The organism is Sulfitobacter sp. R86518 (assembly GCF_042466275.1).
GTDB classification, from domain to species: Bacteria; Pseudomonadota; Alphaproteobacteria; order Rhodobacterales; family Rhodobacteraceae; genus Sulfitobacter; species Sulfitobacter pontiacus.
In genome coordinates this window covers 1,123,983-1,137,730 of the sequence record NZ_JAXHCA010000005.1, presented here as the reverse complement: position 1 = coordinate 1,137,730, position 13,748 = coordinate 1,123,983, and the positions used below count along the sequence as shown (strand labels likewise).

The window sequence follows — 13,748 nt, the reverse complement described above, 5'->3', positions numbered from 1 at the left end:
ATAATGTCCGACGTCTATCCTGAGCTCATTATTGGCATCGTTGGTCGCATGGGGGTTGATACCGTCACAGCAGCTAAGTGGATTGATGCGACATTGCATTCCTTACACTACCGGTCACATGTGATAAAACTGACAGACTATCTGGCGGAGGTAGACGTCGGTGTGACACTTGTAGATGAACCGATTGAACAGCGCTATGAGACGAGAATTGACGCATGCAACAAGGTGCGTGAACTCGCCAACCGAAAAGACTTCTTCGCTTCCGTCGCAATTAGCGGCATCACAAGCACTCGCGAGAACGTAACACCTTCTACAGATGGCCCCACCCGCCAAGCCTATATTATAGATCAGATAAAGCGACCCGAGGAAGCCAAAGCGCTACGTGAGGTTTATGGCGAGCAGTTTATTTTGGTGTCTTGCCACACTCCAATGGAAGAGCGCATCTCTTCTTTAGCTGGAAAGATCGCTGGCGGCCATGCAGGGAAACCTAAGCCAGACACATGGGCCTCAGCGGCAAAACATCTTATCGACATTGATAATTCAGAAGCTTCAAAGGACTTCGGTCAGCGGGTTGGTAAGGTCTTCCATTTGGCCGATATGATTATCGACTGCTCATCAGAAACTGGTTCAAAGCATACCCTGAAACGGTTTTTTGAAGCCCTATTCGGCAATCCGACAGTTTCCCCGACACGACCAGAATTTTTTCAGAACATTGCAATGAACGTTGCACTAACGTCTTGCGACACAGCGCGGCAAGTCGGTGCAGCAATCGAACGACAAGGTGACATAGCGGCAACTGGTTATAATGAAGCACCAAAGGCAGGTGGCGGCACATACTGGTCAAATGATGGTTTTGACGCCCGTGATGTAGCGCTAGGGATGGATCTGAATACCATTCGCAAGCGTCAAATGGTGACCGAAGTAGTCCAGATTCTTCGCGAAAGAAATGAACTCTCAGACAATGAAATCACCGATGCTGAGATTTCTAAGAAATATCTGGATGACGAAAATGCTCCCCTCCAAGATAGCCAGATTATGGATACTCTCGAATTTGGGCGTGCGGTCCATGCTGAAATGGCGGCTCTTTCTACAGCAGCAAGGCTGGGGATCTCAACATTAGGTTCGACCCTTTATTGCACTACGTTCCCCTGCCACAATTGCTCAAAACACATCGTCGCATCCGGTGTTTCAAAGGTGGTCTACCTTGAACCTTACCCCAAAAGCTTTGCAGATTATCTTTACCCAGATTCAATATTGATTGACCCTGTAACCAAGAAGAATGGGCTAGTCGTTTTTGAGCAGTTTGTCGGAATAACCCCCGTCCGCTACCGTAGCTTATTTCAAAAAAGCTCTTCAAAGGATGGACGTGGCTATGTGGCTCAATGGGAACCGCGCAAATCCTTTCCCGTTCTAACTTCAAAGTACCAAGAGCACTTTGAAAGAGAGATTATCTTTCAAAAGAAGATGTTAGATTCAGTCACTAAATTTTCACCCCAGAATGCAACTACACTAGGTTTGCGTAAAGAAGCACCAGATCCAACTGAGTGATGGCCGCAAACTCTCGATATGAATGAGGGAGCCCTGGGGGCAGGTCAGGAAGTCGAAACTAGGTCATCCGTTTTTGGGTGGAAGGTGAACCCGTCTATCTTCAAGCAGATAGCTAAGCCTTTGAGTGATCCAACGTTGGGGAAACCTTGGCGTACAGACGGGGCGGGTTAGGAGGCATCCTCAGTGAGTACGAGACCGCATCCATTCGCCAAGTCTGCACACCGTCAAAATGCATACAAAAAAGCTAGCCATGCTAAATCAAATTGGCGGTCAAATTGGGGGACAAAAGAAAATCAATACACACCAAGATATTGATTTTACTCTATAATTAATATTCCACTGGCGGAGGAGGTGGGATTCGAACCCACGGTACGCTCTCACGCACGCTGGTTTTCAAGACCAGTGCATTCGACCACTCTGCCACTCCTCCGCAGCAAGCACCGCATAGAGGGGTGTCAGCAATTCTGCAAACCTGGAAATGACGCGCACTGTGGCACCGTAACGCAAGACAGCGGCAGCCCGTGTTGGGCGGGTTCCGACCGGGTGGGGAAATTTGCCGATGCCGTCCTGTCAGCCTTTCCAAAACCCCTGTACCCGCGTTAGTGTAGCGCAAAGACCCCGGCAATGGGGCATCAAACATGCCGTATTGACGGCGCGATCAGGCGGCGGCGGACAACGCCGCGCCAGCAGGCAAGGACGACGGACATGAACAGCCTCAGGCTACACCCTTTTTCTGGCAACCGGCCGCTGCGGTGCACGGTAGGGGTTTTGCTGATGATGACGACTTTGGCGGGCTGCGATGCGGTCGGCAATCTGACCGGCGGTCAGAAAGGCTCTGCTGCGGCACCGTCCAGCTCGACCAAGCTGGTGGAGCGTGACGTCGAAGCGCCCGAGGTTTTCTCGGTCAGTGATCAGGGGCTTTGGGACGGACGCCCCAGCCTTGGCGGTGTCTGGGTCGCGCATCCCGATGTCACCGATCCCGAACGGGTGATCATCCGCAACGAGGCCAATGGCAAATTCGTCATCGGCGCGTTGTTCCGCCGTGAACGCGATCTGCCCGGGCCCAAACTGCAGATGTCTTCTGATGCGGCGGCGGCCCTTGGTATTCTGGCGGGTGCCCCTGCGCCATTGAACGTCACTGCCCTGCGCCGTCAGGAGGTCGACGACACCCCTGCCCCCGACGCAGCCCCCGAAGGCACGATCGAAACACCGTCGGAAGTGACAGAAACCACGCTTGATCCGGTCGCTGTCACGGCAGGTGCCGCGATTGATGCCGCCCCCGCTGCGGCGAAACCCGCAGCCCCTACGGCCCCGAAACCCGCAGCCCCCAAACCTGCGTCTTCGCTGGCCAAACCCTTTGTCCAGATCGGCATTTTCAGCGTAGAGGCAAATGCCGAACGCGCGGCCAACCAGATGCGCAGCGCGGGCATGTTGCCCACCGTCAAACGCAGCGAGATCAACGACAAGCCGTTCTGGCGCGTGGTCGTCGGCCCTGCCGCTACGAAATCCGAACTGACCAATTTGCTGAAATCCATCAAGACCGAAGGGTTCTCTGACGCCTACGCCGTGTCGAACTGACCCACCGCCAAAGGAAACTGCCATGATCCGTATTTTTGCAGCCACGATTGCGACCCTTCTGTTGGCCCTGCCAGCGCAGGCGTTCGAGACACAGGCCCGCGCGGCCTATGTGGTCGACCAGACCACCGGCACCGTGCTGCTGACCAAGAACGCGGATGAACCGCTGCCGCCGGCCTCCATGTCGAAACTGATGACGCTGTATATGGCGTTCGAGGCGATCGAGCGGGGCAAAAGCAATGGCGGGCTGGATCTGACAGAGGAGCTGCCCGTGTCGCAGCACGCCATGTCCTACGGCGGGTCGACCATGTTTCTGGACACCACCGACCGCGTAAAGGTCGAAGACCTGCTGCGCGGCATTATCGTGCTGTCTGGCAATGACGCCTGCGCCGTCATCGCCGAAGCGCTGAGCCCCGATGGGTCAGAGGCCGGTTTTGCCCGCCTGATGACCCAGCGGGCGCAGCAGATGGGCATGACCAACTCGACCTTCGCGAACTCCAACGGCTGGCCTGCCGCCGGTCACCGCATGTCGCTGCGCGATCTGGGGCTGCTGGCCACCCGCCTGATCGAGGATTACCCGCAGTATTACCCGATGTTCTCGCAGCGCGAATTCCTGTTTGACGGGCGCGCACCGCAGAACAAGACCAACCGCAACCCGCTGCTGGGGCTTGGCATTGGCGCGGACGGGCTGAAAACCGGCCACACCGAAGAAGCGGGCTACGGGCTTGTCGGCTCTGCCAAACAGGGCGACCGCCGCGTTGTGTTTGTTCTGTCCGGTCTCGAAAGCGCCGCGGCCCGCGCGCAGGAATCGGAATCGATTGTGAACTGGGCCTTTCGCCAATTCTCGCAACGGTCCATGGGCAAAGCCGGCACCATGATTGCCGAAGCCCCCGTGGCGCTTGGGGCGCAGGGTGCCGTTGGCCTTGAACTGGAGAGCGATCTGTCGGTGCTGGTGCCTGTGTCCGGCGGCAGCGATGTCTCGGCCGAGGTGGTTTATACCGGCCCGCTGCGCGCGCCCATCACCAAGGGCCAGAACATCGGCGAACTGGTACTGACCCGTGGTGATCTGCCAGAGGTACGTGCCCCGCTGGTTGCCCGCGACAGCGTTGCCGCAGGGGGGTTCATGGTCAAACTTGAAGCCGCGGCCCGCCATCTGCTGACCCGGTTGAACGAAGGGCCAGAGGCCGCTTCGTGAGCACCGCGGCCAAGGGCCTGTTCATCAGCTTCGAAGGTATCGACGGCTCGGGCAAATCGACCCAGACCAAATTACTGAAAGACCGGCTTGAGGCCGACGGGCATCAGGTCGTGCTAACCCGCGAACCCGGCGGCTCCCCCGGGGCCGAGGAAATTCGCGCATTGGTCTTGCAGGGCGACCCCGACCGCTGGTCCGCCCGAACCGAGATCCTGCTTTTCACCGCCGCCCGTCGGGATCACCTTGAACGCACGATCCTGCCTGCGCTCGAGGCGGGCAAGATCGTGATCTGCGACCGCTTTGCCAATTCCACCCGCATGTATCAGGGGCTCAGCCGGGGTGACCTGCGCGGTGCCGTGGACCAGTTGCACAGCCTGATGATCGGCGTCGAACCCGATGTCACCGTCCTGATCGATATGGACCCTGGCGAAGGGCTCAGCCGCGCCTTGTCGCGCAACACGGTCGAGGAACGGTTCGAGGATTTCGGCGAAAGCCTGCAGGTCGCCATGCGCGCCGGTTTCCTGTCGCTTGCCGCTGAATTCCCCGACCGTTTCGTCACCATCAACGGCGCACAATCCATCGATGCGGTTGCGGCGGATGTGTTTGCGCAGGTGCGCCCGCGTCTTGATGCGCGCTGACCCCTTTTCCTGCCGCCGCAATCTGCTAGACCACGTGACATGAGTGATGACGCCCCCCAGCCCGACCGTATCGACGGCGCGCGCCACCCGCGCGACACGCCGCAGCTTTTCGGCCAGTCGGCGGCAGAGGCGGCGTTTCTCGATGCTTTCAACTCGGGCAAGCTGCATCACGGCTGGCTGCTGACCGGCCCGCGTGGGGTGGGCAAGGCCACATTGGCGTGGCGTATTGCGCGGTTTTTGCTGGCCACCCCCGATGCAGAGGACGGCGGCGTGTTCGACACCCCCGCCCCCACCAGCCTTGATATCGATCCCGACCACCCCGTCGCCCGCCGTATCGCGGCCGGGGGCGAAGGCGCGCTGAAGGCGATCACGCGCTCTGTTGACGAGAAAACCAAACGGCTGCGCAAGCAGATCGTTGTGGATGACATCCGTAAACTGAACGGGTTCTTCCAGATGTCCGCTGCCGATGGCGGGCGCCGTGTCGTGATCGTCGATGACGCCGACCTGATGAACCCAAATGCCGCGAACGCGCTGCTCAAGATGCTGGAAGAGCCGCCCGCCCGCGCAATCATGCTGCTGATCAGCCACCGCCCCTCCGGCCTGCTGCCCACCATCCGCTCGCGCTGCCGGACCCTGCGGCTTGGCACCCTGACGCCGGACGATATGGCGCAGGCGCTCGGGCAGTCCGAGGTGGATATTCAGGGCGATCCCGCAGCGCTCGCGGCGCTTTCCGGCGGGTCTGTCGGCGGCGCGCTATCCCTGTCGCTGATGGGCGGGCTCGCGATGTATGGCGAACTGGTCGCCCTGCTAGATACGATGCCGCGGCTGGACCGCGCCCGCGCGCTCAAACTGGCAGAGGCCGCAGCCGCCCGCGGGGCCGAAGAAAAACTGTCGCTGCTGTTCACGCTGGTGGATCTGCTGATGCTGCGATTGGCCCGCACCGGTGCCCTTGGCGGCCCACCCGAAACCGCCGCCGCCCAGAACGAGGCCGCGGTGCTGACCCGCCTGTCGCCCACCCCCGCCCAAGGACGGGTCTGGGCCGAGACCGCGCAAGACATCGGCACCCGCGCGCGCCACGGGATGGCGGTCAACCTTGACCCTGCCGCACTGGTCCTAGATACCCTGTTCAAGATGGGCGACGCCGCACCGCGCTAGCCCACGCAAGACGAACAGGCAGGACCCCAGGCATGACAGACAGCACCCGCGACATTCACCCGATCACCGACAGTCACTGCCACCTGGACTTTCCCGATTTCGACGGTGAACTGCCCGATGTGATCGCCCGCGCCCAAGCCGCAGGAGTGACACGCATGGTCACCATCTGCACCAAGCTCAAGAACGAACCCGCCGTGCGCGCCATTGCCGAGGCGCATGCCCCGGTTTTCTATGCCGCCGGCACCCACCCGATGAGCGTCGCGACAGAGCCGATGGCCAGCTATGACGACCTTATGGCGCTGACCAAACACCCCAAGATGGTGGGCATCGGCGAAACGGGGCTGGATTACCACTACACCGCTGACAGCGCCGAGGCGCAGCAAGCCAGCCTGCGCACCCATATCGCCGCGTCCCGTGACAGCGGCCTGCCCCTGATCATCCACGCCCGCGACGCCGATGATGATATGGCCCGCATCCTCAGAGAGGAACATGCCAACGGGGCCTACCCTTGCGTGATGCACTGCTTCTCCTCGACACAGGCGCTTGGCCGTGCGGCACTGGATCTGGGGTTCTACCTGTCGATGTCGGGCATCACCGCCTTCCCCAAATCCCAGGACCTGCGCGACATCTTTGCCGACGCGCCCCTGGACCGGATATTGGTCGAAACCGACAGCCCCTATCTGGCCCCGCCGCCCCATCGCGGCAAACGCAACGAACCGGCCTTTACCGCCCATACGGCGCGGCGTGGGGCCGAAACCTTCGGCATCGATTATGCCAGCTTTGCCGCGCAGACGCAGGCGAATTTCGACCGGCTGTTTACCAAGGCCGCCCAATATCAGGACGCCGCCTGATGGCCGAGATGAAGATCACCATCCTGGGCTGCGGCTCGTCTGGCGGGGTGCCGCGCCTTGGCGGGCACTGGGGGGCCTGCGATCCGGCCAACCCCAAGAACGCCAGACGCAGATGCTCCATCCTGGTCGAGCGGATCACGGATGCTGGCACGACATCGGTGCTGATCGACACCTCCCCCGATATGCGCAGCCAGCTGCTGGATGCGGGCGTCGGACGGCTGGACGCGGTGCTTTATACCCACTCCCACGCCGATCATGTGCACGGGCTGGATGACCTGCGGATGATCGTGATCAACATGCGCCAACGTCTGCCGGTCTGGGCCGACACGCCCACGCGCGATGCGCTGCTGGACCGTTTCGGCTACGTGTTCATCCAGCACCCCGGATCGTCCTACCCGCCGATCCTCGAGATGAACCATATTGACGGCGACGTGACGATCGACGGGCCCGGTGGCACGCTCTGCTTCACGCCCTTTCTGGTGAACCACGGCGGGATGGATGCGCTTGGCTTCCGCGTCAATGATGTGGCCTATCTGCCCGATGTGGCGCAGATCCCCGATGACATCTGGCCCCACCTCAAGGGCCTGCGCTGCTGGATCGTCGACGCGCTGCGCCGCGACCCGCATCCAACCCACAGCCACCTGGCTCAGACCCTGGACTGGATCGAACAGATGGCACCGCAAACCGCTGTGCTGACCAATATGCACAACGACCTCGACTATGACACGCTGGCCGCGGAAACCCCCGACCATATCGAACCCGCCTTTGATGGCATGACCCTGAGCTTTCCGGTCTAGCCCCCGCCCGCGGGGTCCGGACTTCATTTTGCTCTATAAACTCCACGGGGGCGTGGGGGTGTGAAACCCCCACTCCGACAGCGCCACCCGCACCCAAGGCCATATCTCTCGTGCAAACGCTTCTCGAAGTCATCCTGCCCGTCTTCCTTGTCATCGGCTTTGGCTATGTCTCTGTCTGGCGAGGCTATTTTCCGGTCTCGGGCATCGACGGGGTCATGCGGTTCGCGCAAAGCTTCGCGATCCCCTGCCTGCTGTTCCAATCGATCGCGCATCTGGATATCTCGGCCTCTTTCGACCCGCGACTGCTGTTCAGCTTCTACACCGGCGCGGCGGTCTGCTTCACGCTGGGTCTGTTCGGCGCGCGCATCCTGTTCAAACGCGACTGGGAAGACTGTGTGGCCATCGGGTTCTGCAGCCTTTTTTCCAACTCGGTCCTGCTGGGGCTGCCGATCACCGAACGCGCCTATGGGCCCGAGGCGCTGATCGGGAACTTTGCGATCATCGCCATCCACTCGCCGTTTTGCTACGGGCTGGGGATCACGGTGATGGAGTTCGTGCGCAACCGGGGCCAATCCGGTCCGGCCTTTGCGCGCAATGTGGCGCGGGCGATGTTCCACAACCCGCTGGTTCTGGGCATCCTCGCGGGCTTTGCGGTGAACTTTAGCGGGCTGGCAATCCCCGGTGTGATCGACGACGCGCTGTCGCTGGTCGTGCGCGCCGCCCTGCCCGCGGCCTTGTTCGCCTTGGGCGGCGTGTTGATCCAGTACCGCCCCGAGGGCGACAGCAAGACCATCGCCATGGTCTGCCTTTTGTCACTGATCGTGCATCCCGCGATTGTCTGGTTCATGGGCGGCGGCTTTGGCCTGCCGCAGGATCTGTTCCGCTCGGGCGTGCTGACGGCAGCGATGGCACCGGGGTTCAACGCCTATATCTTCGCCAATATGTATGGCCGCGCGCGGCGGGTCGCGGCAAGCTCGGTGCTGGTGGCGACGGTGGGGTCGGTGCTAACCGCGTGGCTCTGGCTCAGCGTGCTGCCATGAGGCCCGTGCTCTATTCTTTCCGGCGCTGCCCCTATGCCATGCGCGCGCGGCTGGCGCTGCGGTCGGCCCGCCAGCAGGTGCAGCTGCGCGAGGTCGTGCTACGCGACAAGCCCGCCGCCTTTCTGGCGACCTCGCCCAGTGGGACAGTGCCCTGTCTGGCGCTGGATACGGGCGAGGTCATTGACGAAAGCCTCGACATCATGATCTGGGCCCTGCGCCGACACGATCCCGAAGGGCTGCTGCAAATGCCTGACGCGGGATGGGACTGGATCAACCGCTGCGACGGGCCGTTCAAACACGCACTGGACCGCACGAAATACGCCACCCGCTACCCCGACGCCGATCCGGAGGCAGAGCGGGCCAAAGCCGCCGCCCATCTGGCGGCGCTGGACGCGCAAATTGGCACCTATATTTTCGACACCCCCAGCCTTGCCGACATGGCGATTGCCCCCTTCGTGCGGCAGTTCGCCTTCATCGACAAACCCTGGTTCGACGCGCAGCCCTGGCCGCAGTTGCAGACGTGGTTGGAGCGGTTCCTGACCGCGCAGGCCTTCACCGCCGTGATGGATAAATACCCGCAATGGGCAGAGGGCGACGCGCCTACGGTCTTTCCTGCCTAGGGCGACAACCCCCTTGCCCCGCCCCCGCGTACGCTGCATCGCGGCACAAGTTACCCCACGTCACAAAGCCGCACCGCCGCCCTGACAGCCGTCAGGCAGGTTGCCACAGCGGCGTGCACACTCCTAACCTCGGGTCGTGGTCCCACCGGATCACAACAACCGGGAGGAGATATAATGAGACATTTCAGATCAGGTCTGGTTGCCGGGGCGCTGGCCCTTGGTACCGCCTTTGCCACCCTAACCCCCGCATGGGCCCAAGAGCTGCCCCGCGGCGATGCGACCGCCTTGGGGTTCGACCCAGACCGACTGGCGCGAATGGATGCCACCTTTGGCGCGCTTGTGGACAAGGGGATGACGCCGGGGGCCGTGCTGATGCTGATCCGCGACGGTCAGATCGCGCATCTGTCCACCATGGGCAGACGCACCCCCGACGGGGAGCCGATGACCGAAGACACGCTGTTCCGCATCTACTCCATGACCAAACCCATCACATCCGTCGCCGCGATGATGCTGGTCGAAGAAGGCAAACTGCTGCTCAACGCGCCCGTCTCGACCTATCTGCCCGCCTATAAGACCCTGAGTGTGGTCACCGGCGAGAAAGACGCCGAGGGCAAGCCCGTGACCCGCCCCGCCAAAGGCGTGATGACCGTCCGCGACCTGATGCGCCATACCTCGGGGCTGACCTATGGCTTCTTCGGGGCCGGTCCCGCGCGCGAGGCCTATAACGCGGCCGGGGTCGCCTCGCCCGAGAACACGGCGATCGAACAGGCCAATCTGCTGGCGTCCCTGCCGCTGGAGCATGACCCCGGCACCACATGGGAATACTCCCGCGCGACGGATGTTCTGGGCGCGGTGGTAGAGGTTGCGTCAGGCCAGACGCTTGAAGTATTCATGAAGGCGCGTATTTTCGATCCGCTGGGGATGGAGGATACGGCCTTCTACATCGATGACGCTGCGGATTTCCCGCGGATCGCCGAACCCTTCGCCGATCAGGCCAAACTGGGCAGCCGCGATGTTTTTGACCCGCGCGTGCGCAAGCCGAACCAGTCGGGCGGCGGCGGGCTGATGTCCACCGTGCATGACTACGCCAAATTCGCGCAGATGATGCTGAATGGCGGAGAGTTGAACGGTACGCGGCTGCTGTCGCCTAAGTCGGTGCAGCTGATGACCTCGAACCACCTTGAAGGCATCAAACCCGGTAAATACTACCTGCCCGGCCCCGGCTACGGCTTTGGTCTGGGGTACGGTGTGCGACTTGAAACCGGCAACGCCCCGTCAATGGGCTCCGCCGGTGAATACAACTGGGGCGGTGCAGCGGGCACCGGCTATCACGCGGACCCTGCCGAAGATATGATCGCGCTGCTGATGATCCAGTCGCCCGCCAATCGTGGGCCGCTGCGGCTGATCTTCAAGAACCTCGCCTTTAGCACGCTGGCCGACAGCCGCGTCGACGACTGACCCCGCGGGGCCACGCGCCCTGCCCCATACCCTCGCGTAAAAGGCCCCTGACGTCGGGGCCTTTTGTCGTTGAACACGACAGATCGCTGGCTTGCGACAGGGAAACCCCCTAAAATTTCACACCGGCCATTGTCAGCGGGATGGTCCGCGTTACGTCATCGCTTTGATTATAAAGGGTTCACATTGTGGCAACAGAAACACTCGGCGCGCTAAATCCTGTAACTGCGATCGCATTGGTCGGCGCGATCGGGGTGGGGTCTCAATGGATCGCATGGCGGCTGCGCATGCCCGCGATCGTGCTGATGCTGGTGGCCGGTATCCTGATCGGGCCGGTTCTGGGCATCTTCGACCCCGCACGGGATATCGGGCCATTGATGGGGCCGATGATCTCTATCGCCGTGGCGATTATCCTGTTCGAGGGCGGTCTGTCGCTGAACTTTCACACGCTGCAGGACGCGGTCGGCGGTGTCCGGCGGCTGGTCTATATCGGCGCGCCGCTTGGTTGGCTGATGTCGGCGCTGTCGCTGCATTATGTGGCGGGGCTCAGCTGGTCCAGCTCTGCCGTCTTTGGCGGGATTATGATCGTGACCGGCCCCACGGTGATCGCGCCGCTGTTGCGCACCGCGCGGCTGTCGCGCCGCCCTGCCACCCTGCTGCAATGGGAGGCGATCCTGAACGACCCCATCGGCGCGCTGGCCGCCGTGCTGGCCTTCGAGGTCGTGATCGCCCTGAACACCGCCACCACCGCGTCCGAGGCGATGCTGGAGCTGTTTATCGGTGCCGCCGTCGCCACTGCCGCTGGTGTCGCTGCGGGGATCGGCCTGTCGCGCGCCTTCAAACGCGGCTGGGTGCCCGAGTATATGAAGGTGCCCGTGCTCTTTGCCCTGCTGCTGGGGGTCTTTGCCGCCTCCGATGCCGTGCTGCATGAAAGCGGGCTGCTGGCGGTGACCATCATGGGGATCGTGATCGCGAACTCCAAACTGCCCAGCTACGAGGAAATGCGCCGCTTCAAGGAACATGCCACCGTGCTGCTGGTGTCGGGCGTGTTCATCCTGCTGGCCGCAGGGCTGGATGTCGAGGCGCTTGGCAATCTTGACTGGCGCGCGGCGGCCTTTGTCGCTGTGGTGGTGCTGGTCGCACGGCCTGTGACGGTGTTTATCTCGCTCATCGGGTCGGGCATCCCGTTTCGCGAAAAATTGCTGGTGGCCCTGACCGGACCGCGCGGCGTCGTGCTGGTCGCGGTCGCGGGTCTGTTTGGCGAACGCCTGCTCAGCCTCGGCTTCGAGGACGCCGCCCTGATCGCGCCGCTTGCCTTTGCGCTTGTGGCGGTGACCGTGGTGGTCAACGGCTTCACCCTCGCCCCCTTTGCACGGCTTTTGGGGCTGACCGGTGCCGACACGCCCGGCGTGGTGATCATCGGCGGCTCGGACTGGACAACGCAGCTGGCCGAAGTGCTGAAGAAAGCGAAGATTCCGGTGCTGATGACCGACCCCAACTTCATCCGCCTGCGCAAGGCGCGTGCGGCGGGGATCGATACATTTTCGGGCGACATTCTGTCAGAGGCGGCAGAGCAGCGCGTGGAACTCGTCAGCTACGCCACGCTGATCGCTGCCACGGATAACGACGCTTACAACACGCTGGTTACCACCGACCTGGCGCCGGAATTTGGCCGCGAGAATGTGTTTCAGGTGATGCGCGAGAAATCCGAAAGCAGCCGCCACCAACTGCCCCGCACCCTTGGCGGCCGGCCCTTGGGGCTAGAGGCGACCCATGCCGAACTGCGTGATCTGATCGCCCAAGGCTGGCGCTTCCGCAGCACGCGTCTGTCCGAGGAGTTCACGCTGGAAGACTGGCGCGCCGAAAGCCCCGAGGCGCGGCTGCTCGCCCAGATCACCACCAGCGGCGAGATCAAGTTCATGCGCAAGAACGAGGAGTTCAAGGGCGGCGATGGCATCCATGTTATCGCTCTGCGCCCGCCGGAGGAGTGATCAGACCACACCCACCCGCGCAGCATACTATCTGCGCGGGTATTTCAGCTTTGCATTAACCTTAATTGGACCATTTTTTCGCCACACCGGTCAGGCAGTTGCTTCAGTCATGTAGGTAACCAACTGAAAAGGCACATCTATGTTAATAAGTTCACTTTTCTCTGGCGGCAGCCAGCAGTCTCAGCCCAAAGGGGCCGAGAAACAGAAAGATAAGTCCGAGACCGGTAACACCGAAAAGAACACCGCCAAAGCCAAAGACGAACAGCCGGCAGCGCAAGAGACGCAGCCCACCGCTGAAACTGCCCCTGCGCAGTCGTCTCAGGCCGCCGCCCCTGCGCAGAAAGCGCAAGCCCCCGCTGCGGAGGCTCCGGCCCCCGTCGCCCCAACCCCGGTTGCCACCTCGGACGCCGAAGACAGCGGCATGAGCGAGGCGCAAGCCCGCGCCGCAGCCGAAGCCCGGATCGAAGCCGCACAGGCCCGCAGCCTGATCGACTCGATCGCGCCGGTCAGCAGCTCGCCCCAGCAGGCCAGCAAATCCTACCTGTCGGCCCTGCTGAAATCGAACGCGCCAACAGAGGCCGCATCAACGGCCAAATCCGCCGCTGAGCCCGTCGCCGACAAGGCCGACAAAGCGCTCAAAGCCGCCGCGTAACCCACGCAGCCCCGCCGCGCCCGAACACCCTTCGGGCGCGGCGCATGGTTCACAACCAAGACAGACATCAAAACGCAGGCGCTACAGCGCGCGAATTATGTATGATTATCAATAAGTTGAAGTGGTGCGGGTGAAGGGACTCGAACCCCCACGCCATAGGCGCCAGAACCTAAATCTGGTGCGTCTACCAATTCCGCCACACCCGCATTGCGCGTTCACTATCAAAGAAATTTC

At 61.9% G+C, this 13,748-nt stretch carries 12 protein-coding genes and 2 tRNA genes; 12 read left to right on the top strand and 2 right to left on the bottom strand.

Annotated elements, in window-relative coordinates; genetic code table 11:
- Nucleotides 1-3 precede the first annotated feature (3 nt).
- Entirely contained in the window at nt 4-1,548 is a 1,545-nt protein-coding gene (locus SJY36_RS06405; protein WP_386173723.1) for an anti-phage dCTP deaminase, read from the top strand.
- A 340-nt stretch (nt 1,549-1,888) separates the two neighbouring features.
- On the opposite strand, the gene SJY36_RS06400 is transcribed toward SJY36_RS06405, so the two are convergent.
- A tRNA-Ser gene (locus SJY36_RS06400) sits at nt 1,889-1,978 on the bottom strand.
- Between the two features lie 344 nt (nt 1,979-2,322).
- Here SJY36_RS06400 and SJY36_RS06395 point away from each other — a divergent pair.
- The 11 genes from SJY36_RS06395 to SJY36_RS06345 all read left to right on the top strand — a co-directional run bounded on the left by SJY36_RS06395 (nt 2,323) and on the right by SJY36_RS06345 (nt 13,514).
- The gene (locus SJY36_RS06395) at nt 2,323-3,126 is read left to right on the top strand and encodes an SPOR domain-containing protein (protein WP_009826690.1); all 804 of its coding nucleotides are present in this window, start codon (nt 2,323-2,325) and stop codon (nt 3,124-3,126) included.
- Nucleotides 3,127-3,148: 22 nt separating this feature from the next.
- Nucleotides 3,149-4,318, top strand: coding sequence for a D-alanyl-D-alanine carboxypeptidase family protein (locus SJY36_RS06390; RefSeq protein ID WP_005852693.1), 1,170 nt, complete (start codon nt 3,149-3,151; stop codon nt 4,316-4,318).
- Entirely contained in the window at nt 4,315-4,953 is a 639-nt protein-coding gene (tmk, locus tag SJY36_RS06385) for a dTMP kinase (protein ID WP_386173721.1), read from the top strand. The genes SJY36_RS06390 and tmk overlap by 4 nt, the downstream gene beginning before the upstream one ends.
- Nucleotides 4,954-4,992: 39 nt before the next feature.
- Nucleotides 4,993-6,108 (top strand): DNA polymerase III subunit delta', encoded by a 1,116-nt coding sequence (locus tag SJY36_RS06380; RefSeq protein ID WP_386173719.1) that lies wholly within the window; start codon nt 4,993-4,995, stop codon nt 6,106-6,108.
- A 32-nt stretch (nt 6,109-6,140) separates the two neighbouring features.
- Nucleotides 6,141-6,959 (top strand): TatD family hydrolase, encoded by an 819-nt coding sequence (locus tag SJY36_RS06375; RefSeq protein WP_009826687.1) that lies wholly within the window; start codon nt 6,141-6,143, stop codon nt 6,957-6,959.
- Entirely contained in the window at nt 6,959-7,756 is a 798-nt protein-coding gene (locus SJY36_RS06370; RefSeq protein WP_386173716.1) for an MBL fold metallo-hydrolase, read from the top strand. Before SJY36_RS06375 ends, SJY36_RS06370 begins: the two co-directional genes overlap by 1 nt.
- 110 nt (nt 7,757-7,866) lie before the next feature.
- Nucleotides 7,867-8,796: an AEC family transporter gene (locus tag SJY36_RS06365; protein WP_386173714.1), complete on the top strand. Its 930-nt coding sequence runs from the start codon at nt 7,867-7,869 to the stop codon at nt 8,794-8,796.
- Nucleotides 8,793-9,416: a glutathione S-transferase gene (locus tag SJY36_RS06360; protein WP_386173712.1), complete on the top strand. Its 624-nt coding sequence runs from the start codon at nt 8,793-8,795 to the stop codon at nt 9,414-9,416. The genes SJY36_RS06365 and SJY36_RS06360 overlap by 4 nt, the downstream gene beginning before the upstream one ends.
- Nucleotides 9,417-9,590: 174 nt before the next feature.
- Nucleotides 9,591-10,874 carry a serine hydrolase domain-containing protein gene (locus SJY36_RS06355; RefSeq protein WP_386173710.1) on the top strand — a complete coding sequence of 428 codons (1,284 nt, stop codon included), beginning with the start codon at nt 9,591-9,593 and terminating at the stop codon, nt 10,872-10,874.
- 185 nt (nt 10,875-11,059) lie between these two features.
- Nucleotides 11,060-12,862 carry a sodium:proton antiporter gene (locus SJY36_RS06350; protein WP_317937969.1) on the top strand — a complete coding sequence of 601 codons (1,803 nt, stop codon included), beginning with the start codon at nt 11,060-11,062 and terminating at the stop codon, nt 12,860-12,862.
- A 139-nt stretch (nt 12,863-13,001) separates the two neighbouring features.
- Nucleotides 13,002-13,514 carry a hypothetical protein gene (locus tag SJY36_RS06345; RefSeq protein WP_340250619.1) on the top strand — a complete coding sequence of 171 codons (513 nt, stop codon included), beginning with the start codon at nt 13,002-13,004 and terminating at the stop codon, nt 13,512-13,514.
- A gap of 122 nt (nt 13,515-13,636) precedes the next feature.
- Here SJY36_RS06345 and SJY36_RS06340 read toward each other — a convergent pair.
- Nucleotides 13,637-13,720: transfer RNA gene (locus SJY36_RS06340), tRNA-Leu, on the bottom strand.
- Between the last annotated feature and the right edge of the window lie 28 nt (nt 13,721-13,748).